The sequence below is a fragment of the Chitinophaga sp. NPDC101104 genome, assembly GCF_050277495.1.
GTDB lineage: Bacteria > Bacteroidota > Bacteroidia > Chitinophagales > Chitinophagaceae > Chitinophaga.
This window is the reverse complement of the sequence record NZ_JBNNSF010000001.1, coordinates 2,333,559-2,357,346: the sequence shown is the minus strand read 5'-3', so window position 1 is coordinate 2,357,346 and position 23,788 is coordinate 2,333,559. Positions and strand designations below refer to the sequence as shown.

The window sequence follows — 23,788 nt, the reverse complement described above, 5'->3', positions numbered from 1 at the left end:
GAGATAACGAATGGTATGAAAATGGTCCCGGTTGAATGAGCAGCGAATTTCGCCAAAATCCCCCGGAAATGCAATGGCCGTACCGGCGATCACAGCGGATAGGCCGTATCGCTTTTCGTTTCGGAAAGCACGAAAAAGCTCTGCACCGTCGTGATATTGGGCAGGGTGGCGAGTTTGCGGTAGAAAACGTGGTAAGCGTCCATGTCTTCGGTGGCGATGCGCAGGATGAAATCGAAAGTGCCCGTCATCTGGAAGCATTCCATCACTTCCGGGAACTTTACCACTTCGTTCTCGAAGGAGCTGAGGGTGTGGGCGGAATGGTCTTTCAATAATACATGGCTGAAGGCGATGAGTCCGCGGTTCACCTTTTTACGGTCGAGGATGGCCACGGTCCTGCGGATGAAGCCCTGCTGCTTGAGGCGCCTGATCCGTTCGTGGACGGCGGCCACCGACTTGTGCAGCTTGCCGGAAATCTCCTTGTTCGTCAGCTCTGCGTTGCGCTGGAGAAGGCGCAAAATCTCCAAATCCGTCTGATCTATGTCTTGCATGGCAAAAAGTTGAAAATATGGAACCGGAAGAAGTTCGGGTTTCCGGCCACCGCCGGCCCGGCCCATCCGGAAAAAATGCCAAATTCAGGCTTTTCACCGGAAAATTTACGGTTTATTCAGCCATCATGCAAAAATTAGAAAAGATTTTTGAATTTAGTATGGAAATAATACGCCGGCAGACAGGGCAGCAGATCAACCGAAAAACAGACGTACATCAAAAACCAACCATTTATTTTCTTTTTGGGGCTCACCGGCTCAGGGAATCCCCTTATCACGAATTCGCATGGATTACAGGAAGTGTAGATCATTCAGATGTACACGGTCCAACATTATGACACTGAAAAGAATAATTTGAAGCAGTAAAGGATTCCCGATCTCCATCGGGAATTGCATCCACGCCATCATGCACCAAAACGGTCCGGTTGCACAACTGCCCTTCCGCCATGTTAAAAAACTGTTGAGTAATTACGCACAAATCCCGCTCATGTGGCGGGATTTGTGCGTTTTACGAAGGCCGTGCGGCTTATGCGTAACACCGTACCGCGCAAATGGCGGCGGGTGCTTCCGCTGATGGATGCGCCACTTCGATCACGAGTTTTTCCGTGTTGACGGGCTTGTCCAGTTCGATGCGGTTAAAAGCCTGGTAATTGCCTTTCCGCTCCGCGATGATGTTCCCGGCATCGTCTTTCACCTTGAAATCCCTTACGCAAAAAGGCATCGCCGTTTCGGGGTGCGTCATCAGGACAGATTCCATGGGATGGTCGTAATCGGTATCGAAGAAAAGCTCTATCGTACGGATGGCCTTCGGTTCCGGCCAGGTGAGCGTGAGCGCAGGCTGCGCATCGTGCCAGTCGGCCACCCAGGCATTGGGCTGCGACACGGGGCGCTCGAGGCCGTTGATGACGTTGGCGGCGGAGAAAACGGGCAATCCATCGCTCACTTTGAAATCGAGGTTATGCCCTTCCGGCCGGCGCTGCGGGCACCAGAACTCGAATGCTTCCATGCCGATATCTTCCGGCGGGGTTTGTTTGCCGTAGTTGGACACGGCTTTATTGACCGTATTGAAAACGGACAGCAGGCCGGTCACGCGCTTTTCGGTGTAATGCAACTGAACGTCCGAGTTTTTGAAGAACGTGACGAAACCATAGGCCGCTTCCTCCAACTGCGCATCGAACTGTAATTGCAGGCAATTACGGCCCGGTTGCAGGGGAACGGCCAGGCGCGCCAGGGTCACGTCCGGCGTATGGTTGCCGCTTTTGCCGCTGATCCGCAGTTCCACGTCGAGCGTCGTATGGGCGGCAGCTTCCGCATGAAATGCCATCACCGGCACTTTCCCGGTCTGCAGCGGCACCATCTGCGCCACGGAGACATCCAGCGGTTTGAGGATGGCCTTCCCCGGGAATTCTTTCAGCACCAGTTCGCTGCTCGCGGAAACGGTGGCCTGACGGGCGAGATCGGCCGGCGCGGCGGACCGCAGGCCGGGGATGTATTGGCCGAACTGCAGCAACCGCTGCTGGAGGGCGTTCGTATATCCTTTACCGATAATTTCGGCGGGTAAAATGTTTTGTTCCTTACAGATGACAGCAGCCATGGCGGCGGCCTGCGTAACGTGGGCGGAAGTGGCCATTACGCGGGTGGAGCCGTACGCTACGTGCGAGGCACTGATGATGCGGCCGCCCAGCAACAGGTTCGTGATATTGCGGCTGTAGAGGCAACGGTATGGGATCTGATAGATGCCTTTGCTGTGCCACTGGTTGCAGCCGGGCTTTTCGGAGAAAACGCCATCGGCAGGGTGCAAGTCCACCGACCAGCCCCCGAACGCCACGGCATCCGCATGCATGCGCTGTTCCACGATATCCTGCTGCACCATCATGTAATCGCCTTCGAACCGGCGGCTTTCGCGCTTACCGGGGATCATGCCTACCCATTCCAGGGTAAGGTTGGCGGCTTCCGGGAACTCCCCGGAGTTTTTGATATGGTCCCAGACGCCGTAGACCACTTTCCAGAGCTCCCATTTGATGGTTTCCGTATCGTGCACCGTATCCAGCCGGCCGCCGTATTCGATCCACCAGAGCTTGCAACCGTATTCGCGGGCGTTGAAGCTGCGATAGCGCGGCACTTTGGTGATGTCTTTCAATGCAAACGCAGGAGGGGTAAAGGTTACGGGCTTTCCGGCATCCTTGCTGTAGAAGTAAAGACTGTGGCCGAGGAGCTCACCGTATTCTGCCGACGGGGCAAACAGTTCGCCGAATTCCTCCTTCTTCTCCGCGCCCATCCGGAACGCGGCGCCCGCCAGAAAGCCCACTACCCCATCGCCGGAAGCGTCGAGGAACAGGGGGGCTTTCAGGATGTACGTTGTCTGGTTCTGGCTGCAATAGGCATGAAGGGCGCCGATGGTGGAAGGGTCTTTCTTCTCCACCTGGTACACGGCCGTATTGAGGAGCAGGGTGATATTGGGCTCCTGCGCAACTTTGTCGAGCAGGACCATGTCGAATATTACGGGATTGCCTTCGGGATTGCGGTAGGTGTTTTCGACGAGGATTTCATCGACTACGCCGCCTTCCCTCGCCCAGCGGTTATTGTTGCCCATGTGCGACGTGGCGCCGAGTATCCACAGGCGCACTTCGCTGCTGGCGTTACCGCCCAATACCGGGCGGTCTTGCACGAGCACTACTTTCAAACCCTGCCTGGCGGCGGTAATGGCGGCGCATACGCCCGAGAGGCCGCCGCCGGTGATCGCGAGGTCAACAACAATGTTCATTTCCGGGAAACTGCGCACTCCGGCTGCGTCTTGCTTGATCATATCTGGTATTTAATTGCCTATGGTTATTTTTTCACTGGTTTCGATGGCCCCGTCCCTCCCTTCCAGCGTGAGCCAGCAGCTGAGCTTGTATTCCTGCGGAAGCGGAACGGTAAATTCGAAGGGATACGCCGTATCGCGCAGCCGGTTTTCTTTTCCGCCGGCGTCCGTATAATGCAGCTGTACCGAGCGCCAGCGGGTATCGTCGTCTTCGAGATAAAGGAACAGCCGGCTGCCGTATGCACCGAGCCTGAACAGCATCGCTTTGGCGTTCCCGGCTTTTATCTCCCCGAAATCATTTCCATTTTTGTTGCTGCCCGACAATATTTTTTCCTGGAAACGGACGACCGGCTTCACCCCATCCACTATAAACACCGCCAGGCCACCCGGCGCCACGGTACAATCGAAGGTACCCTGTCGTAAAGGCCCTGCCACAGCGCCGTTGAGCGTCGACACCCGGCTGGCGGAAGTAGTTCCCACGAGTGCGGGATTGAGCGCAATACGCGTGCGCACGGTGGATTTGCTTTGATTGGTGAAAGCGAGGAAAACGCGCTCCCCTTTTCGCCCGGCGATGTAATTCAGCTCCGGGCTCGCGGCCGCCAGTAGTTTCGCCGGCATCCACAACTGCACGTCCTTTTCGCCGTAAAAGGTCCCGGGCGCGCCGCCGTACATATGATTCTGGAGGTACGCATATCCTTCGACGTACTCCGTCGGGAAATGGACCTTCCCTTTACTGCGGACGAACACGTCCGTCACCAGGTAATCGATCAGCATCGCCGCCATGGGCAGGATGTGGTTATAATGGAAGGAATTGACGCTTTGGGCTTTGTGTTCCCGCAGCGGAAAATCTTCTTTTTCATACGCCGTCGTCCGTTCGGTATTGATATGATACCCCGGAAAATTGCGGTATCGCCCGATGGTGGAAGCTTTGGCCACGTTCATGAGAAAAGTGTCTTTCGCGTAATAACCAACCTTGAGCATCCACGGCGCGAAGTTGGTCATGAAAATGCCGCGGTGGCCGGTAGACGTGCCGGAAGATTCAGGCGTGAGGCCGGTTTCCGACAGCCGCCAGGCGGGCGCTTGCTCTTGGGGATAATACACTTGCGTATGCCCTTTTGAACGGAGGTACCAATACATCGGCGCCTTTCCGCCCGCATTCACCGTGATCATACTATCGGGAACGGCAGGTGCCATCCAGGTGAACATGGCATAGTGGCGCGCGCCTTCCACGGCCGCGTCGAGATACGCTTTATAGCCGGTGAGCTCATAGAGTTGCAACAACTCGATCCAGCGGTTGGTATATGCCGGCCAGAAGAAGAAACTCCCGGCGAAGGGGTCGTCGAACGCCGTTTGAGACCGTTCAACACGGTCGCGGAGATAGGCGTTGGCTTTGGAGATCGCGACAGACTGGTATTCCCTGTTGCCCGTGGCTTTGAAGAGGTGCATGGCATTGATCCAGCTGGCGCCGTCTTCCTTCACGTCCAGGTTACGGACGCGGGCACCGGCATATTCCCGTTCCATCATTTGCAGGTAAAACGGGTTGCTGCGGCCGAAAACGTTGTACAACGCCACGAGCTCAGACAACGGCGCCACCGGGCCTTTCAGGCGCCTCGACGGACTTTGTATCTTCTGCAAGCTGTCGAGACTGAAGAGGAATTTCTCGCGGCTGAGCATGAATTCCATGAGCGGGTAGGCCCTTTTCTCGAACATCACGGAATCGTCGCGTACGATGGAAAGTTCCAGCGGATGCAGGCTGGATACGTTTTTCACAGCACCCGGCACATCGGTGGAATAGGCGAAACCTTTGAGACTGTCCACAAACCAGGCGTAGCGCGACATGGCGTAGGCGGTCATATTATCGAGCACGGTATTGAGCGACGCGATGTCGTTTTTCCGGTAATCGCGGAACCCGAAAATCCGCTCCGCGATGAATTGGTAAGTATGGGTAATATCCTGCGGTTCCGCCACGAGCTGCATGGAAAACCGGAATGGCGCTCCTGCTTTCATGTTCGAACCGTAACCGCCGGGGATGGGTGCGTACACCTGCGGTTGCATCCTGCCCTGTTCATTCCGCAACGTGACGCCGAACTGGCTGTTGGGCAGCGTGGGCAAGGGCTGGAACGGCAAATGCTCCGGCGCGGCGAGCACACCGAGCGTATGCTGGCCATTGTACACCATGGTTGCCGGCAAAGTGGCCATGAACGCGGGTGTGAGGTATGCCGCATCAGGAACGCGCAGCTCCTGCCAGATGAGCGGTTGCCAGATTTCCTTCACTTCGGGAACGGGAATAGCCGGAGCGCCCACGAAGCCGATGCTGTAATATCCGTCCCGCTTCGGACGGAACGTGAAATGCAAAACAGGATAAGGTTTGGCGGAAGGCAGGAGGAATGCGGAGAGCTCGCTGGACGGGAATCCGAAGAAAATAGTGTCTTTCACCTGCCGGATGGCGTTGGCCTGCAGCACCGTGCTTTCTCCTACGTTGAAAATATTGGCGGTGCGCCATTCGCTGCGCGTGCGGAGGATCCGATCGTCGAACCCGTCGCCCGCCATGGCCGCTCCGATTTTTTTCTGTTGGAAATCCGCGCGGCTGCTGTCTTCCACTTTCCAGGTGAGCACATTGTATTCGACATTTTTGATCCCGGCGGGCTTGAGTGCCATGGCCGGGTCTTTTTCGCTGAAAATAACCCGGAATGCAGGCTGGAAGGTGTATTGACGGCCGGCCGATGTGATCCGGACGCCTTCCGCCGCAGACGGTACCCGTACCTGCGCCTGTGCCGCAAAGGACATGAAGGTAAGACAGGCGATGAGTCGTGGAATTCCGTTTTTCATATGCAATGTTTGCGCTTCGATGTTCAAATTTAGTATCGCGCCGGAAGCGCTGTGAGCGTGCCTGGCAAGAAATCAGGCTGGGAACATTCCCAATTTGTGGGAGCATTCCCAAAATATCGCATTACCGTTCCGGCGGCGGCAAAGGCTTCCCTTTGAGGAGTATCCGGCCGAGGTACAACACGGTCTGGCCGTACCTTTCCGGGTACCGGAGGACATCTGTGCTCTGGCTCCCGCCGAGGATCGCGCGCTTGTCTGCCCGTTGGGAAGAAAGCCGGATGTTAACGGTGTATTCGCCTTCCGGCAGGGTAAAAAGCTGGTGTTGCCCGCGGTAGCGGTTGTAGCAGAAACTGTTGAACCTGTTCACCGGGATGCTATCCCCTTCCCGCAGCCGGTACACCTGCGTACCTGGCACCAGCGGCGGGTCCACCTGCATGGGTTTGCCGTTCACTTCGATGGTGATCTGCCCCGCTTCCGGCCCGCCGACGTCGAAAATCCCGAAGCCGGTGCCTTTGAAACGGAAGCGGAACGAAGCGCCCGGCGTGGAAGCCTTTTCCATCACCGGGAACCACGCCGCGAACTGCGGCATCGTTACCTGCGACCAATCCCCGCTGAAAACCGCTATTTCCCGCGGCGGATACATGCCCGCGTTCCACCAGTCGTCGGTGAAAAGCGGCGCCGGCAAAGGCCTGCGGCCCTTGCGCCGGGGCATCTTCCTCATCTTCTCCATTCCCCGTGCCACGGCGGCGGCATACAGATTCCCGCCGGCGGGCAGCGGATGGATGCCGTCCGTCGAAAAGAGCACATGGCCCAGGGTATCTTTCGCTTCGCCCTTCCAGACCAGCGATCCCTGTTTTTCCATTTGCGCCGCCTCCATACCCATGTGAACCGACGGTACGCCGTAATGCGCCGCCACTTTCTCCAGGCCCTGGATATGCAAAGGGATTTCACCGGCGGCGTAGGCCTGCGTTTGCTGGCCGGTGATCGTATAAATGAGGCAAACTTCCGCCCCCGCGCTCCGCACCTGTCGCACGATGCCTTCCATTCCCTCGGCGTACGCACCATTGACGGCAAATTCCACGAACACCAGGTCGGGCCGGTGTTGCAGCAATTGTTCCTGCACGCGGCAGGCGCCCAGGTCTGTCCCGGTGCCGGATACGCCCGCGTTCAGCGCGGAGATCTCATTGGCGGGGAACATCTTCTGCAAATACCGCAGCACCTGCGGCCGGTACCCGGCGTTGCCTTGCGTGATACTGCCGCCGATGAAACCGATCTTCAAAGGTTTGCCGGCGGCCGCTTTCGCGAAGAAGTCCGGCAGTCCGTTGCGGGGAATACATTCCCGGTGGTCATTGAAATTACCGGCGCTCACCAGCGTAGTGCCCGGCGGCACCTGGAAATACAGCGGCGACGCGCCCGCCTGCGATGCGGCGATCAGGTCGCCGTTGCTTTGCGCCAGCGCCGGAGCTGCCAACAGCATCCACCACAAGCCCGTCAGGTTTCGGATATGTATCATAAATGCATGTTTCTTTCAAATGTGCGGCCGTCTTTCGTGGTCACGGTCACTTTTACCGCGGCTTCATCGCCGGGCTGCAGCGGGTGGAACGACCATTCGAACGGATACGCCGTCAGTGTTGCTTCGCGGTGGTCCATGGAAACCGTGACGCGGGTGCCTTCGGAAAGCGTGGATTCGAGATAACCGTAGACCGCGTCCCAGCCAAACGGCGTGCGGATGCGGAACAGGTAGCACTTCCCGATCCCGGGGCCGAAATCCGTGGACCGCATCCCTTCCTTCAACGGGGAGATTTTCGGGCGGAGGGGTTTCTTTCCGGACAGCGGAAAACTAACCGCGGCAAAGCCTTTCGGGGGAATGGAAACGCTGAAGGAGCGGCCGTCCGCATCCAACACGCCCGATTTTCCGCCGGAGAAAAAAGCAGCGCGGGCATTTGCGGCCACCGGCGCTTCCGCACCGAGCGTTACGGGGAAAGTCAGTTCCCCGTCGGATTCGCTGGTGAACAATATCCAGAAACGCTTGTCAGACACCGCTGTCAGGAAATTCACCGCGGGATGGCTTACTTCCGCCAGTCCGCGCTTCATCCAGATACTGCCCCTTTCATCATCCATCACTTTTCCCTTTCCACCTCCATACACCCTGTTATTGAACCAAACGAAACCATCCTGTTTCACGAACGGAAAATTCACCTTTCCGCCGCTCCGCTGCTGCATTTCAGTAACCAGATAGTCCATCGTGAATGCCAGATGCGGCGGAATATGATGATAATAGATCGAGCTCACGTCCGGCCCTTTGTAGGGAAATTCCGGTTGCATCGTGATATCCTGGAACCCCGTGGCATAATACCCCGGGTAATTCGTGAAACGCCCTATCACCGCGTTTCTCGCATAGGTCTCGAAAATCTTTTTGGGCCGTTGCTGGTACAACCGCAGCAAATGCGGCGCCCAGCTGCTCATGTATACGTGCCGCACCAGCTTCCCCGGATCGAAAAACGTGTAAGGCTGCTCGAACCCGAGCCCCACGGGAGACACCAGCGCCTGGGGTACCTGCTTCTCGCGCACGTCGCCCGGCTTCCGCGGGAAGCCCAGCCGGTATTTCTCCCCGCCCTTCCACCACATCGTGGTATTGCCTTCATAAGCGTTGCCCGGATGGATGGTTTGCAGGGTATCTTTCACCGACGGGTAACTCCGCACGCCGGCGATCGTATGGTACGATGCGTATTCGGCGGCATCGAGGTAGGATGTATCGCCGGTGGCGTCGTACAGATCGGTCAGGTCCCACCAATTGGCGTAAAAGGATGTATTGTAAAAGGGTTGCTTGGTCAGCGGGATGGTTTTGGTGCCGTAGACTTCCGTCCTCACGAATTCATCCGCATGCAGGCGTGCCGAATCCAGCCAGCGGCGGTCTTTCGTCAACCGCCAGGCGGCCAGCTCCTGCGTCCACACCGGGATGGAAACGGAATAACCGCTGGCATCGCGCACTTTCCCATCGGGCAGCGCGATCTTTTTCAACCAGGGATTGGCATCTCCCAGCAACCGGTGCAATCCTTCGAAATATGCCGTCGTGAATTGCGATCCGAACGGGCTCAATGTTCCCGCTTTTTTGCTCATGCCTTTCTGTGCCCAGCGGAAACCGCTGCGGCTCAGCGTGTACTCGATCACCGGCAGCGCGCGGCTGATGAAAAGCGCCTCGTCATGCGCCATCACGGCCGCTGCGATCACGGCCAGGGGCGCGGATTGCACCACGGTGGGCGCCGCTTCCGGGTCTGCTTCGATGTCGAAGAAACCTTTCAGTTCCGGCGCCCATCCTGCGGCTTGGTCGTTCCGGATAAGGTCGGTTATGTTAAAGATGGTTTCCGTAAGCGATAATTGTTGCGCCCGGTAATCGCGAACGCCGTAAATGCTGTCTGAAACATACGCCAGCGCATTATTCCAGCCGGCCGCCGCTCCGATCGCGAACGACCGCCGCAACGTTTCTCCCGCTTCCAGCCTGGAATCGGCTAAACCGGGTACCGGCGAATACGCTACCGGCTGCACGCCGTTCCGCTCGTTCTGGATCCCGAAGCCCATCACAGCAGTACCTGCCATGGCCCAATCGAGCGGAAATCCATCGGGCGTTCCCGCTACGAAAAGCGCCAGGCTGTCGCCTTTCCGTTCCGTGATGGCAACGGGTTGCGGCATCATGGCGCTCGGGAGCATGAGCGGCTGTTCGGGGATGCGCTGGTACTGGAACATGGGCGGCAGCTGCACGTTGGAGATATTTTCCCTGGACGTAGCCTGGAAAGCCGTCACCACCAGGCTGTAATACGCCGTTTTCTGCGGCGTGAACGCCAGGTCGAGGCGGAAGTGGCGATGACCGGACCCGAGCGACCAACTGCCGGAGATTTCCCTTCCATCGGCGGCGCGGTAGATCACCCGCACGCGGTGTGGCCCTTCCTTTTCAAGTGATATGGCATGAAAGACCGTCAAATCACCCGACAGGAAAGGGTTCCGCAGGTTTTCAGGCTCCATGATGGTGTAGGTTTTTCCGTTGCAGTTGAAAGTGCTGTAACCTTTCGAGCCGTTCCAGCCTGGGATGAACCCGCCGAACGTGATCTGCGGATTTTCGGCGGAAAGCAGGAGGATGCGATGTTCTTCCGTTGGGGCCGGCAAATACTCCCAGCGCCCGTTGCGCTTGATGGCGGTGCGGGCGGCGAGCTGCGCGCCTTTCCGCCATTCGAGTCGCAGGAATTCGTTTTCCAGCGTGGCTTCCACGGGGGCGTTTTGCGGGATTTGAATTTCCGGGAGGGAAGGCTGCGCCGCTGGTTGGGGATGGATGGTCTGGTGCGGGGCTTTGAAGCGGGAAGGCTCGTTTTCGTTGGGATCGATGTTATCGGCCGTGAGGAAAAGCGCATCCACCCGGGCGAAGTTGCCTTTGCTGTCGCTCAGCTGGACTACGTTTTCGCCGGCATCCAGCTGCAGGGCGCCGGCTTTCTCCCAGTGATAGCCGTCTTTCCCGTGGTGGCCCAATTCGTTTTCCAGGGGCCGGTCGTTCAGCAATACCTGGAAAAGGCGCGTTCCCGGCCGGTCTTGCGGGTAATCGACGGTGCGGGCCCAAACGGAGTAGTTGCCGGGCTGCGCGATGCGGACCACCGTCAGGGCGTCTGCCGCTTTTACCTGTCCGGATATGACGCGCAGGATCAGGTGATTGGAGACGTTGGCGCCGGGGGGCTTTTCCACGATCCAGCCGCCTTTGATCCGGAAATCTTCCGCTTCCAGAAAATAACTGCACTGCGCCTTCGCGGACATAGCGAAGGTGACGCATATCCAAATGCATATCCCGATCGATCTCATAACTTGTTTTTTAACTTTCGCCCGAAACCGGCACTATCTGCCCCGCAAAGGGATTTCGACGATCTGAATGCCGTAAGGCTTCATCTTCACCGCGAACACCTCTTTCGGATCAACAGGCGTAGCCGGGATCCGGTCAAAGCGGATGCGCAACGAGGCAGACATGGCTTCATCGTCGTTATTCAACAACACCAGGAAGAGTTTCCTATTATCAGTACTGATCGCGCAACAGTAATCCAGGTAAGGGTTTTCGCTGGAAAGCAAGCCCTGGCGCAGCAGTAACCTCGCTGCCGTCCCGTTCACTTTCCCGGGCGCAAATCCGTACGATTGATGCGGGCCTACTTTCGGGGTGATGAATCCCCGCGGGAAAACGACCCTTCCGCCGGAGCGCATTTCCGCTTCCGCCAGCAAATAATCGGTGATCCACCCGATCTGCCACCAGGCGTGATGCGGATACGGCCCCGCACCTTTGTTCATGACATCCCAGTAATAGGAAGCCACGCCCGTGGCATCGTCTACGAACGCGTCGCGCCCCAGTGCGGCGGCCCTTGCCATGTTGAGGAAAAGCGAATCTTTCGTGAGCGCGAACATCCGCACGAACATCCCTGCGTGGCTCGCCAGCAATATCGGGCCGCGGTAATTGGCACTGCCGAAAGTACCGCCGTGCTCGAAGCTGAGGCCGGCCTGGCTGATCTCCCAATCCTTCCGTTCCACACCATTCACCTTTTTAATCGCATTGTTGGGAACAGGATGCGTGAAGATGGACGTGGTATACATTTTCGCGGTGTTGACCGCCGCCGTTTTATATTTTTCCTTACGGGTAACTTCGTACAATTCCAGCAGGGCCTGCGCGCTCTGTGCCGTCGCGAAGTCGGGAACAAAGCGGGTATCGCCGCAAACGCCGAGGAAACGGCCGGAATCCACGGCATGCCGGATGAACCAATCCGCTCCTTTCTGTGCCGCGGCGAGGTAGCGCGGCTGTTTCAGAATTTTATACGCGATGAGCAAGCCGTAAAACGTGGGCCGCAGATCGTCCACTTCGCGGAACATAGGCTTTTGCGTGGCCTGGTCGTACGCCACCTGCCACTGCCCCTGCGCATCCATCCAGGATAGCAGCCGGTCGGCCGCAGCGGTCAATTCCCGCCGCATGGCGGCATCGCCGGGATTGAACAGCAGCACGTTACCCGCGTCCATCAACACATAATACGTAGTAGCGATGGGCTCCACGTATGGCCCCCACTCTTCCGTAAACCGTTTGCTTTTGGACAGGTAATACTGTCCCGCGGCAGCGCCATGGAAAAATCCCGGCTCCGTCGTCTGCTGTTGCAGCTTGAAGTTCCTGGCGAAGGGAAGCCGCGTGCCCTGCAGCACCGGATCGTTCATAATGGTGGCGAGCATCCACATGGCGCCGTAATCGGAGTTCTTCATCGCGTCTTTCTCCGAACCGTACACCCCGCCGAGATAGGCCTGCGCACCGATTTTCATCCCGTTGAACGTTTCCGTCCGCCAAAGCGATGTAGAATCGTTCGTAACGTAGCGGTGCATAGCCAGGATGCGGTCTGTCAGCGAGCGGCGCGTGCTTTTCAGCGCCAGGAAATCCGGGAACCGGTAGATATCGTTCACAGCGTGCTTATAAACCGTGTACCAGTCTGCGCTTTGCAAAGTATAGCGGAAGGAAAACGTGGCTGACTGGCCTTTCCGGAGGAAAGAGCTTTCTTCTCCCAGCACCGGGTGATACAGCGTGGGCGTGAGTTGTCCTTTCCGGTTCATGAGCGATAGCCCCAGCCGCCACACGGTCTGCGTTTTCCCGCTGCCGGCCCAGGGATCGCGGGCGGTGCCGGGCGCAGCGATGACCGACATCGTTACCCCGTTTTTCCCTTCCACGAAAGGCGCCAGTGTAGACGCTGCCCTGTCGCGCACCAGAATAGGTTTGCCGGGGATGCCCTGCATGTACACGGCCGATTTGATGAAATCCTTTTCTATGGCGTTCCCCTGGAAGTAACCGGGGATCCCCGCCCAGGAGAAACCGTTTTCATGCCAGTTGGCGATGGTAGGCGTGGCGATGGAAAAGTAACCGGCTGCCTTGGCCGTGAGGGTGATCGTAACGAGGACGTCTGACGGGAAAGCGGGGTCAGGTTGCCAGGTGGCTTTCATCTCCGCACGGTGGTTCCCGGCGGAGAATGTGGGATTGCTTCCCTCCTGTTTCGCCGCTGAAGGATGGAAATGCCAGGCTTCGCCGGCGGTGTTCAGTTGCACGGGGCTCGTGAGCTCTTTCCAAAGCGGGATGATGTAGCGGTAAATGCTTTCCGGGAACAGGATGGGCTGTCCGGCAGCGTCGAGCACCGTTTCCGGGGATGTGGACGGTTTTTCCACGGCGTACAGGACGGTGTATTCCCCTCCTGCATGCGGCACCGGTTGCCATTTCCCGTTCTTTTTGATGGACAGGTTTTGCAGTTCGTACCCTTGCTGCGCCGCGCCCCAGCTCATGCGGACGGCCCCGCTTTCCAGCGAAATGCGCTCCTGCGCCAGGGCGCCGCCTGTCATCAAGCTACCTATCAACCACAAAAAAGTATGTTTCAGCATCATGCAGACTTTTTGAATGAAGCCCTCAGCGGAACCAGGGCCAGTAATAGAATGACGGTCGCGATCAAGGCTACCAGTACCGCGCTCCCCGCAGCGAAGAAGCACAGCACGTACATCAGTACCGCGATGAAAGCAAGCGAAAAAGCGATCACTTTCAGCCCGAACACATTCTGCTGGCGGATGGCCGCGGCCTCTTCCGGGTCCGGCTGCTGGGCAACTACCTTCCGCTGTGCGCGCACCTGCTGCAATTGCAGGAATTCTTCGCTGACGGTGCCTTTCATCCGCGCATATATCTCGAACACCAGCAACATGAGGAAAGGCAGCCCCACGCCCAGGAGCATCTCCTCCGCCCTGTCGAGCCTGATGGAGGAAGTGAAAGGCAGTACCAGCTTGAAAAGCAGGTTGGCAGCGAGGCTCAGGCCGGTGATGTACAAGGTCGCCCTGCCCGTCAGCCGTTTCGAGAACAGCGACCAGATCGGCGGCGCCAGCAGCGGCCCGCCCGTTACCGCGGCGATGCTCAGGGTAAATTCCACGATGCCGCCGATGTAGGGAACGATCAGCGCGATGGCGATCATCCCCAGCCCGAAGCACCACGATGATAGCCGCGCTACCGACATCAGCTTTTTATCACTGGCGGCGGGATTGATCCGTCCTTTGTAAATATCGTTGGTAAACACGGCAGACACGACGTTCAGCGCCGTATTGGCCGAAGCCGACGTTGAGAAGTACATGCCCGTGAGGATGAGCCCCATCAATCCGGCGGGCAACACGTGCTTGCAAACCATCAGGTAAGCGTTTTCCGTTTCCGCGCCCTGCAACGTGGGATCGATCAGTTTGTACAGCATGGGCGGCAGCATCCAGAGCACGGGGCTAATGATGTACAGCGCCGCGAAGAGATACGCCACTTTCGAAGCGGAGCGCGGCGTATCCACGCTGGTATAGCGTTGCACGAACGTCCAGTTGCCGCCGATGTAAAAAATATGGTACAGCGCGAACGCGAAAATGAAACCCCAGGAAAATTCTCCATTCACGACATCAAAAAATCCTTCCGGCGAAAAATGCAGGAAATGTTCCACGCCTCCCGCCGCATCGAACGCGAGCGGAATAATGATCAAAACGGCCGCCGTGAGGATCACGAACTGCAGAATATCGGTCACCATCACCGCCCAAAGCCCGCCCACGGCCGTATAGGCGATCATGAGCAACCCCAGCACAACGGTGCTGGGCATCAACGGAAAACCCAGCGACGAGCTTACCAGCCGCGCCACCGAATACAATACCGAGCCTTTAATGAGCAGCGATACGATCATGAAGATGTAGATGTACGATTGCTGAACGCCCGTCCCCAGCCGCTCGCGGATGAACTCCGCCGCCGTGAGGTTGCCGGTGGCTTTCCATTTCGGGGCGAGGTAGAGGCCGGTCACGAGCCCGCCGATGCACATCGTCCACTGGATGGTTACCGCCACCCAGCCGTATTTGTAAGCGATCGATCCCCAGGCCACGAACGTGCCGGCCGAGAAAAAGCTCATGAACAGCGAAAGGCCGCCGATGAACCAGGGCACCGCTTCGCCCGCGGCAAAAAAGAATTTCAGGTTACGGCCCGTCCGTGAAAAGGAAAAGCCCACCAACATGATGAATACCGAAAAAATAACGATCACCGAGGTATCAATCGCAACGTTCATGTCTCTGCTTATGGTGTAATGGTTAAGGTAATTTCACGCGTCAGCCGCTTTTCTCCGTTGTACCGCACCGCCGAAGCCTCGAACACCACTTTGTAGGTGCCGGGTTTCGTGTAGACGTAGCTATGCCCGCCCAGCACGGTACTGATGTTTTTCAATGCGGTGCCCGCATCCGGCGCTATCTGCCGGGGGTCGAAGCCCTTGCTGATCACCCAGTCTTCGTTATCGTCTACCGTGGCGCTGCTGTTTTGCATGAGCAGCTGGGCCGAGGTGATCGTCCAGACGCGAACGGGATTTTTCACGTCCACCTGCTGCCATCCGCCCGTGCTCATCACCGCCAGGGGCGTTACCACGCCGTCGTCAGACACGTTATTGGCACTGAAGGTACGCACTGCCCAGAGATTCTGGCCCTGCGGCTTCTTGTAATCCGTGTACCGGAACGCCACGTACACGCGGGCCGTATCATGCAGGTTTTTCGAGAACTCTTTCAGGCTGATGATGCCGGAAGGCGTGTTGTCGGTACCGGTGGAAAAGACCGCCCGGTCGGAAATGTCCGTCCACGTAGCGGCGGCCAGATCGGCCGTGGTGGCTTTCCCGTTGAAATCGCCAGACACCATCAGCTGCAGGTTGGGATAAATCAGCCCGCTGCGCACGAGCGTCGAAAACTCGATCCGGAGATCGTTGGCGGCGCGGGTCCGTTTCCGGAATTCGTAATTATGGCCCGGTTCGCCGGAATAGAAAGTGATATTGTCAGGATTGCCGGAGAACTCGAAACGTACGGAATCGCCCACTTTGTAGGTCTGCGCGCTCGTCCGCACTTCGAAGCCGGGCATCTCCACTTTGTCTTTGTTACAGGCCGCCAGCGCAATGGCTGCGGCCAGGGAAAATACGACCTTTCGCATGATTACCAGTTCGGGTTTTGTTTGATGAGATGGTTGACGGTGATTTCGGTGTTAGGGATGGGGAACACGAGATTCCTGGCGGTCACGTTTTTTGCTGCATTGGCCGCGTACCGGAAGTTGGAAGGCGCGGTGGCGGTGATTTCCGTGGCGAGCGACTGCATTTTGGAAAGATACAGCCCCCAGCGCATGAGGTCGTGCTTGCGCATGCCTTCGAACGCCAGCTCGCGGGCCCGCTCGTCTTGCAGGAACGCCAGGAACGACGGTTTATCCAATCCCTCCGGCGCGTCCACCGTTGCGTCGGGCATATCCACCGGTTTCCCGTAGCCTCTCCGGCGTACACTATTCAGTGCCTTGTACGCTTCCCCGTTCGGCCCGTTCACCTGGTTTTCCGCTTCCGCCTTCATCAGCAGCACATCGGAATACCGGACCACGGGGAAGTTGGTGGAATTGTAAGACCTGTTTTTGGGCGTGGCCGTTTCGTATTCGCGGCGCCATTTCCCGATGGTACGGTCGTAAATCTGGACAGGCGTGTAATTCACTTTGGTCGTAACGCCGCTGACAACTGCGTATTTGTAAGGTGCGATGGCCCAATCCCTCCGCAGGTCGGTTGCTTCGTACATCCCGAACATCCGCGCGGTGGGGTGGATGCCGCCGCCGCTGTAGCCGATCTTGTCATCCGGGCACTCCAGGCCGTTTTCGATGCCCACGGCGCCGGCGAGCTGTGTGCTGCCGAGCTGGTTGCCGAACATCCCGATTTCCCAGATGCATTCCTGCAGGTCGTATTTATCCTGGGAATGGTTGATGAAAATCTGTTTGTAGTCCGGGTTGAGGGAATGACGGCCGGATGCGATCACCTTGTCGGCATATTCCAGCGCATCGGCATACCGTTCCGTATCCTTCAGCGGCTCCCCGGCCATGGTGAGGTACACCCGGGCAAGGATGGCCTGCACGGCGGTCTTGGTGACGGTTTCGTTGTAGGAATAGTTGCTGATGTCGCTCACGAGGGTTTCCGCTTCCCGCATGTCTTTTACGATCTGCGCATATACGTCTTTCACGGCAGCGCGCGCCAGGTAAGCATCGTTCGGGGATTTGGTGGATACGAGCTTCAGCGGCACGCCGCCGAAATTATCCACCAGCAAAAAGTAAAAGTAGGCGCGGAGGAACAACGCCTCGCCGCGTATCATACTGCGGCGGATTTCGTCCATTTTCGGCCGCTGTACGTTCTCGAGCAACAGGTTGGCCCGGTCGATGCCCTGGTAAGCCGTTTCCCAGAAGCGGCCCACATCCAGCTGTCCCGCGTCGAATTCCATCACCTTGAGGTTATTGATGGTGATATTCTTGTAGAAGAACTCGTCGCTGATAGCGAGGTAGCTGAACAACCCGCGGGAATACATGCGGCCGAAGTTGTCGATCAGGCGGTTGTACACCCCGTTCAGGGCGCGCCGCAGATCGGCTTCGGTGTTGTAATAGTTATCGGGCGTCACGAAATCTTCGGGCTCCGTTTCCAGGAAGCTCTTGCAACCGCCGAAGAAACCGGCCGCCAGCAGAAATATGATGAGGATGCGTTTTTTCATCGCAATGCTTTTAAGTGTTCAATCATTAAAGCGTAAGGTCGAGCCCCAACGTCAGCGTGCGCGCCTTGGGATAGGCCGACCAGTCGAAACCGGGCGTGAGGGCGGAATGGCGGACAGACACCTCGGGGTCCAGGCCCGTGTAGTTCGTCCAGGTGTGGAGGTTCTGCGCGGCGGCGTACACCCTGAGCGATTTGATGTTCGCACGGCGCAGCAACCGCTGCGGCAGCGTGTACCCCAGCGCCACGGTCTTCAACCGCAGGTACGATCCGTCTTCGATCGTCCGGGAAGAATACACCTGCGGTCCCTGTCCGCCAACGCGGTACAGCTCGTTCGTCTGGTTCTCCGGCGTCCAGCGCTTTTCGAAAGACTGGAACATGTTCAGGTAATTCCGCACCACGTCGCCTCCTTCAAACTCGATCCGGTTGGCGTTGAGGATATCGTTCCCGTAACTCCACTGGAAAAACACGTTCAGGTCGAACCCGCCATAGGTAAAGTTGTTGGAGAAACCGCCGGTGTGCTTCGGATTGGGATTGCCGATGATCGTGAGATCGTTGTTATCGACCTGTCCGTCGCCGTTGATGTCTTTGTATTTGATATGCCCCGGCGTAATGTTGGCGCGCGGCATGGTGTTGTTCGGCACATCGTCTTTCAGCACGTACGAACCGTTCGCCAGCTTGTTGAAGTCGCTGTACTGGTACACCCCGTCGAACAGGAACCCGTAAAACTGCGCGATGGGCTGGCCGGGAATGGCGATGTAAGGGAACGCGTTGTTGAAATTGCCCCAGGTGATGCGGGTGGCCAGGCTCGGCTCGCCTTCGTTGAGCTGCACCACTTTATTGCGGTTGAAGGAAATGTTGAAGTTGGACGTCCAGCTGAATTTCTTCGTCTGCACATTGGTGGTGTTCAACGTCAGCTCCAGGCCCTGGTTGGAGACTTTCCCCACGTTGCGGAAGCCGCTCAGGTAACCGGTAGACCCCGGCAAAGTGGCCAGCAGCAGCAGATCGCGGGTATTTTTCCTGTAATAGTCGGCCGTAAACGCGATCCGGTTTTTCAGGAAGCCGAGATCGATGCCGACGTCCGTCTGGCCGGTGGTTTCCCATTTCAGCTCCTTGTTGCCGAGGTTGTTGGGAATGATGCCCGCTTCCATGTTATTGCCATAGGAATAACCGGAATAGATGAACATCTGGAGGGCAGACAGGTACGCGAAATCCAGCACGCGGTTATTCCCCGTGAGGCCGTAACCCGCGCGCAGCTTGGCGTCCGACAGCCAGCTGATGTCTTTCATCCAGTTTTCCTCGATCAGCCGCCAGGCGAACGCGCCCGACGGGAAATACGCCCACTTGTTGCCGGCCGCGAATTTCGAGGAGCCGTCGGCGCGGAAAGACACCGTGAACAGGTACCGCGAATCGATGCCGTAGTTCACCCGGCCGAGGAACGACATCAGCGCGTTCCTGGACCTCTCATTCGGCGCCGTTGCCACGATCCCCTCGTCGAGCCCGCTCATGCCCAGCGCCTCGTTGGGCACCTGCGTGGATACAAACCCATGGCGGTAAGAGCGGATCTGCTGCATGGTCATGCCCGCCACGGCGTTGAGGCTGTGCTTGTTCTTGAACGTGCGCACGTAGCTGAGCGTATTTTCGTTCAGCAGGTTGTTGATCTCGGTATTGTCGATCGATCCGTTCACGCCCTGGGCGCTGCTTTTCGGGTTGCCGAGGCGGGTGTTGGAATTGTTGAAGATTTCGCGGCGGATATTCGTTTTGGTCATACCCCCGGTGATCCGCAGCGTCATGTATTTGAACGGCCTGATCTCCAGGTAGGCGTTGGAAATAAGGGTATTGTTGAAAGCGGGATTGTATTCGTTGCGGGTGGAAATGATCGGGTTGATGCGCCACTCGCTCAGCGGGTCTACATCGGGATCGAAGGGCTCGTCGATAAGGGAAGCGTCGCTGTCGGCGTCGCCCGTTACCGGCCGGAAACCCCATACGCTGTACATCAGGCTCGCTGTAGGACCGCTTTGCGGGCCGCTCACCGTCGAATTGGCGAATACCCCGAACGTTTTGGTGCCGGTGTAATTGACGTTGATGCCGGCTTTCACCTTGCTGCTGATGGTCTGGTCGATCACCACGCGGCCCTGGTAGCGGCGGAACCCGCTGTTGATGATGATGCCGTCTTGCGAGAACACGTTCCCGGAAAGCGAATAGCGGGTTTTGTCGGAGCCGCCGCGCAGGGAAATGTTGTGATTATGCCCGAACGCGTCGCGGAACACCTGGTCTTGCCAGTTGATGCCCTTCACGCCGCGGTAGCTTTCCAGCGTTTTGCCATCTTTAAGGTATACGGGCTCGTAGAGCGCGGGATTCATTTCCAGCTGATATTTGACGAACTCGTAAGGTTCCATCATCTTCTGCTGGCGCAGGTTCTGCATCACTCCCAGCCAGGTCTGGTAATTCACGACCGGCGCGCCTGCTTTCCCTTGTTTGGTGGTGATCATTATCACGCCATTGGCGCCGCGCGCACCGTAAATAGCGGTGGCCGACGCGTCTTTCAACACTTCGATGGATGCGATCTCTGCGGGATTGATGACGTTGTTGTCAGGGCTTTCCATCGGGAAGCCGTCTACCACGTACAGCGGCGAGTTGTCTTGCGTAACGGAGTTGTTGCCGCGGATGACGATCTGCATGCCCGCGCCCGGTTGCCCGTCTGTGGCGGATACCTGCACACCGGCCACCCTTCCCGCCAGCGCCTGTTCGAAGCTGGCAACGGGTGCTTTTTCCATATCGGCCATTTTCACTTCGCCTACCGAACCGGTGAGGTCTTTGCGCTTTACCGTTCCATAACCGATCACCACCACATCGTTCAGGCCTTTGACGGCGGGCTCGAGCCTGGTGTTGTAAACGGTGGCGTTCGGTGCGATGCGGGCTTCTTTGGTGTGGAACCCGACGAACGAGAAAACGAGCACGGCGTCAGTTACCTGTGGAAGGCGGATGTTGTACAAACCTTCTTCGTTGGTCATGGCATTGGCTTTGCCGCCTTTGAGGAGAATCGTTACTCCGGGGAGCGGCTCCCCCTCCATGTCTGTGATCTTCCCGGTGATGGTGCGGCCCTGGGAAGGTTGTGCCTGTGCATAGGTAAGTTGGACCTGCACAACACACAACAGTAACATTAAAAAGATCTTAGCTTTCATAATAAACCAGCAGGTTTTAAAGATAAACTATGCGTGCAGTGCGGAGCATTCCGGAAATTCTGAAAACGTGGCATTAGCCGGCATCGGTGAGCCGATGGAGCGCAACAGCTTTTTCATACGTGTGAATTTGATTGATGGCCAAAGATTGCAACTAACAGCTATTCCACGAACAAAAAAATGACTTTTCCCACATTGGGAACATTCCCAATTTGCGGGAATGTTCCCACCAATTGAAATAATTCGTTTCTTAGCAACATGAAAAGGCACCAGGTAACCATCATCGATATCGCCAAGGAGCTGAACCTCTCCAAATCCACGGTCTCGCGGGCATTGACGGGCCACAAGAGCGTGAAGCCAGACACGCGGCAGGCCGTGCTGGAACTGGCGGAGAAGCTGGACTACCAGCGGAACATGCTCGCCATCAGCCTCATTACCAAAAAAACGAATACGATCGGGATTATCGTCCCCGAGTTCAAAAGCTCCTATTTTCCCACGGCGATCATCGGCGCGCAGGAAGTGGCGAGCAAAGCGGGATATTCGACGGTCATCTGCCAGTCCGACGAAAGTTATGAAACCGAAGTGGCGAACACCCGCGTGATGCTGGCCAACCAGGTAGACGGCATTCTCGTATCCATCACCCGGGAAACGCGGAACTACGATCATCTGAAGATCTTCCAGCGCAAGGGCATCCCCATCGTGTTCTTCAACCGGGTGTGCGACGAAATGGAAGTGCCGAAAGTGATCGTGGACGATTACGACGGTGCATACCGGGCGGTGAATTACCTCATCGAATCCGGACGGAAACGCATCGCGCACCTGGCGGGCCCGTCGTCGCTCAAGATCAGCGAAAGGCGGATGAATGGGTATAAAGCGGCGCTGCGCAAGCACAATGTGCCCCTGGATGAAGAGCTGCTCCTCTCTTATGATCTCAACATCGAAAAAGTAAAAATATACGTTACCCACCTGCTGAACCTGGAAAACCCGCCCGACGCCATTTTTGCGGTGAACGACCCCACTGCCATCGAAACCATCCAGGTGATCCGGAAACGCGGGCTAAGGGTGCCGGAAGACATAGCTGTGGTGGGTTTCAGCAACGATTTCGTGTCCGGCCTCATCGATCCGCCGCTCACTACCGTATCGCAGCCCGTCCGCGAAATCGGCCGTACGGCGGCGCAATTGCTCATCGACCAGATCAGCCGGGAAGTGGCCGACTGGAAATCCATCATCAAAGTATTAAAAACCGAGCTCATCGTTCGCAAATCCACCTGAAACATGGAACAGCTCACTTATAGAAACGCCTTGCAGGCAGACCTTCCCCAGATCGTAGCGATCTACAACTCCACCATAGCTTCGCGGATGGTGACGGCGGATACGGAACCCGTTTCCACCGAAAGCCGGCAACACTGGTTCGATATCCATACGCCGGAGCGGCGGCCGTTGTGGGTGGTGGAAAACGAAGGAAAAGACATGGTAGGATGGATCAGCTTCCAGTCGTTCTACGGCCGGCCTGCCTACAACGCCACCGTGGAGATCAGCATTTACCTCGACGAAAATTTCCGGGGGAAAGGATTCGGCAGGGAAATGCTGAAATACGCCATCCAGCACGCACCGTCGTTCGAAGTAAAAACCTTGCTGGGATTCATTTTCGCGCATAACACTCCCAGCTTGCGGCTGTTCCGGTCACTTGGGTTCGAAGATTGGGGCACGCTGCCCGACATCGCGGAGCTCGACGGGAAAGAAGTGGGGTTGAAGATTGTGGGGAAACGGGTGGGATGAATTTACCTCCCATCAATAATTACTAAACTTTTTGATTAGCATTACTTAACTTGCAGTTAATGAACATCAGCCGCAAGCAATTCCTCCGCCAGGCCGCGCCCCTGGGCTTAACACTGCTCCTCCCCGACCTCGTGAAAGCGAGCTTCGGCGGCAGTTCCAGCATATTCCGCCTTGGCCTGCTCACCGATCTCCACCACGATATCATGCACGACGGGCCCGCGCGGATGCAGGCGTTCGTTGCCGCGATGGACAAGCGCAAACCCGACGCCATCGCGCAGCTCGGCGACTTTTGCTATCCCAATGAAAAGAACCTCCCCGTCATACAGGCTTTCAACGAAAGCCACGACCACCGGCTGCATGTGATCGGCAATCATGATACCGACAGCGGCCATACCAACGAGCAATGCACCCGCTTCTGGGGCATTCCGGCGCCGTATTATTCGCAGGTGACCGGCGGTTACCAGTTCATCGTGCTCAACGGCAACGAAAAAGGCTCTCCCACGCACAAAGGCGGCTATCCTTCCTACATCGGGCCCGAACAGGCCGCATGGCTGAAAACACAGCTAACTGAAGGAAAGGGGCCCGCCATCATCCTGTGCCACCAGCCGCTGGAAGGCCCGGCGGCGGTAGACAATGCGCAGGAGGTCCAGGATATTATCTCGGGATTCAACAGCCGCGTGGTGCTCGTCATCAACGGGCATACGCATGTAGACCGGTTGCAGCATGTAAACGGCATCCCCTATCTTACCATCAACTCCGCATCGTATTATTGGGTGGGCGGGAAATACAAACACGAAAGCTATTCGCCCGAGGTGCACGCGTCGCATCCCTGGATCGCCTACACCTGTCCCTATCGCGACGCGGTTTTCACCACGCTTACCATCGATCCGGGAAAAGGCACGGTCAGCATCGAAGGCTGTAAAAGCGAATGGGTAGGCCCTGCGCCGGAGCGGATCGCCTACAACGAAAAAGGCTTTGCCAGCGGCGAAGATATCGTTCCCTATATCCGGGAAAGGAAATTCAAATCGCCCATGAAGCTGAAGAAATAAGGGGGCTGAAATCCGCTCCTGTACGACCTTA

The 23,788-nt window shown here is 57.3% G+C and carries 14 protein-coding genes; 4 read left to right on the top strand and 10 right to left on the bottom strand.

The window, feature by feature from the left end:
• Positions 1-89: 89 nt before the first annotated feature.
• Positions 90-548, bottom strand: a complete 459-nt coding sequence (locus ACQKLP_RS09385; RefSeq protein ID WP_427322250.1) for an Lrp/AsnC family transcriptional regulator — start codon at positions 546-548, stop codon at positions 90-92.
• 17 nt (positions 549-565) lie between these two features.
• On the opposite strand from ACQKLP_RS09385, the gene ACQKLP_RS09380 reads away from it, so the two are divergent.
• On the top strand, positions 566-883 hold the full coding sequence (locus tag ACQKLP_RS09380; protein ID WP_427322248.1) for a hypothetical protein: 318 nt from the start codon (positions 566-568) through the stop codon (positions 881-883).
• A gap of 188 nt (positions 884-1,071) precedes the next feature.
• Here ACQKLP_RS09380 and ACQKLP_RS09375 read toward each other — a convergent pair whose 3' ends face one another.
• From ACQKLP_RS09375 to ACQKLP_RS09335, 9 genes are all read right to left on the bottom strand, one after another.
• Positions 1,072-3,351, bottom strand: coding sequence for an FAD-dependent oxidoreductase (locus ACQKLP_RS09375; RefSeq protein WP_427322246.1), 2,280 nt, complete (start codon positions 3,349-3,351; stop codon positions 1,072-1,074).
• 9 nt (positions 3,352-3,360) lie between these two features.
• Entirely contained in the window at positions 3,361-6,177 is a 2,817-nt protein-coding gene (locus ACQKLP_RS09370) for a hypothetical protein (protein WP_427322244.1), read from the bottom strand.
• Positions 6,178-6,298: 121 nt separating this feature from the next.
• The gene (locus ACQKLP_RS09365; protein WP_427322242.1) at positions 6,299-7,687 is read right to left on the bottom strand and encodes an SGNH/GDSL hydrolase family protein; all 1,389 of its coding nucleotides are present in this window, start codon (positions 7,685-7,687) and stop codon (positions 6,299-6,301) included.
• The gene (locus ACQKLP_RS09360) at positions 7,684-10,971 is read right to left on the bottom strand and encodes a hypothetical protein (protein ID WP_427322240.1); all 3,288 of its coding nucleotides are present in this window, start codon (positions 10,969-10,971) and stop codon (positions 7,684-7,686) included. The genes ACQKLP_RS09365 and ACQKLP_RS09360 overlap by 4 nt, the downstream gene beginning before the upstream one ends.
• Positions 10,972-11,049: 78 nt before the next feature.
• Positions 11,050-13,599, bottom strand: a complete 2,550-nt coding sequence (locus tag ACQKLP_RS09355) for a glycerophosphoryl diester phosphodiesterase (RefSeq protein WP_427322238.1) — start codon at positions 13,597-13,599, stop codon at positions 11,050-11,052.
• A complete protein-coding gene (locus tag ACQKLP_RS09350) occupies positions 13,596-15,278 on the bottom strand; it encodes a sodium:solute symporter family protein (RefSeq protein ID WP_427322237.1) in 1,683 nt (560 codons plus the stop codon). The genes ACQKLP_RS09355 and ACQKLP_RS09350 overlap by 4 nt, the downstream gene beginning before the upstream one ends.
• Before the next feature lie 8 nt (positions 15,279-15,286).
• Positions 15,287-16,177 carry a DUF5017 domain-containing protein gene (locus ACQKLP_RS09345; protein WP_427322236.1) on the bottom strand — a complete coding sequence of 297 codons (891 nt, stop codon included), beginning with the start codon at positions 16,175-16,177 and terminating at the stop codon, positions 15,287-15,289.
• 2 nt (positions 16,178-16,179) lie between these two features.
• The gene (locus tag ACQKLP_RS09340; protein WP_427322234.1) at positions 16,180-17,751 is read right to left on the bottom strand and encodes a RagB/SusD family nutrient uptake outer membrane protein; all 1,572 of its coding nucleotides are present in this window, start codon (positions 17,749-17,751) and stop codon (positions 16,180-16,182) included.
• 25 nt (positions 17,752-17,776) lie between these two features.
• Positions 17,777-20,932 carry a SusC/RagA family TonB-linked outer membrane protein gene (locus tag ACQKLP_RS09335; protein ID WP_427322233.1) on the bottom strand — a complete coding sequence of 1,052 codons (3,156 nt, stop codon included), beginning with the start codon at positions 20,930-20,932 and terminating at the stop codon, positions 17,777-17,779.
• Positions 20,933-21,187: 255 nt separating this feature from the next.
• On the opposite strand from ACQKLP_RS09335, the gene ACQKLP_RS09330 reads away from it, so the two are divergent.
• From ACQKLP_RS09330 to ACQKLP_RS09320, 3 genes are read left to right on the top strand one after another with little or no spacing between them, the layout of a single operon-like run.
• Positions 21,188-22,201: a LacI family DNA-binding transcriptional regulator gene (locus ACQKLP_RS09330; protein WP_423735900.1), complete on the top strand. Its 1,014-nt coding sequence runs from the start codon at positions 21,188-21,190 to the stop codon at positions 22,199-22,201.
• A 3-nt stretch (positions 22,202-22,204) separates the two neighbouring features.
• Positions 22,205-22,708, top strand: coding sequence for an N-acetyltransferase family protein (locus ACQKLP_RS09325; RefSeq protein ID WP_427322231.1), 504 nt, complete (start codon positions 22,205-22,207; stop codon positions 22,706-22,708).
• A 59-nt stretch (positions 22,709-22,767) separates the two neighbouring features.
• Positions 22,768-23,757: a metallophosphoesterase family protein gene (locus ACQKLP_RS09320; RefSeq protein WP_427322230.1), complete on the top strand. Its 990-nt coding sequence runs from the start codon at positions 22,768-22,770 to the stop codon at positions 23,755-23,757.
• The last annotated feature ends 31 nt before the right edge of the window (positions 23,758-23,788 follow it).

Coding starts and splice junctions, on each gene's coding strand:
- ACQKLP_RS09385 (WP_427322250.1), bottom strand. CDS start 548: ATGCAAGACATAGATCAGACGGATTTGGAGATTTTGCGCCTTCTCCAG.
- ACQKLP_RS09380 (WP_427322248.1), top strand. CDS start 566: ATGGAACCGGAAGAAGTTCGGGTTTCCGGCCACCGCCGGCCCGGCCCA.
- ACQKLP_RS09375 (WP_427322246.1), bottom strand. CDS start 3,351: ATGATCAAGCAAGACGCAGCCGGAGTGCGCAGTTTCCCGGAAATGAAC.
- ACQKLP_RS09370 (WP_427322244.1), bottom strand. CDS start 6,177: ATGAAAAACGGAATTCCACGACTCATCGCCTGTCTTACCTTCATGTCC.
- ACQKLP_RS09365 (WP_427322242.1), bottom strand. CDS start 7,687: ATGATACATATCCGAAACCTGACGGGCTTGTGGTGGATGCTGTTGGCA.
- ACQKLP_RS09360 (WP_427322240.1), bottom strand. CDS start 10,971: ATGTCCGCGAAGGCGCAGTGCAGTTATTTTCTGGAAGCGGAAGATTTC.
- ACQKLP_RS09355 (WP_427322238.1), bottom strand. CDS start 13,599: ATGATGCTGAAACATACTTTTTTGTGGTTGATAGGTAGCTTGATGACA.
- ACQKLP_RS09350 (WP_427322237.1), bottom strand. CDS start 15,278: ATGAACGTTGCGATTGATACCTCGGTGATCGTTATTTTTTCGGTATTC.
- ACQKLP_RS09345 (WP_427322236.1), bottom strand. CDS start 16,177: ATGCGAAAGGTCGTATTTTCCCTGGCCGCAGCCATTGCGCTGGCGGCC.
- ACQKLP_RS09340 (WP_427322234.1), bottom strand. CDS start 17,751: ATGAAAAAACGCATCCTCATCATATTTCTGCTGGCGGCCGGTTTCTTC.
- ACQKLP_RS09335 (WP_427322233.1), bottom strand. CDS start 20,932: ATGAAAGCTAAGATCTTTTTAATGTTACTGTTGTGTGTTGTGCAGGTC.
- ACQKLP_RS09330 (WP_423735900.1), top strand. CDS start 21,188: ATGAAAAGGCACCAGGTAACCATCATCGATATCGCCAAGGAGCTGAAC.
- ACQKLP_RS09325 (WP_427322231.1), top strand. CDS start 22,205: ATGGAACAGCTCACTTATAGAAACGCCTTGCAGGCAGACCTTCCCCAG.
- ACQKLP_RS09320 (WP_427322230.1), top strand. CDS start 22,768: ATGAACATCAGCCGCAAGCAATTCCTCCGCCAGGCCGCGCCCCTGGGC.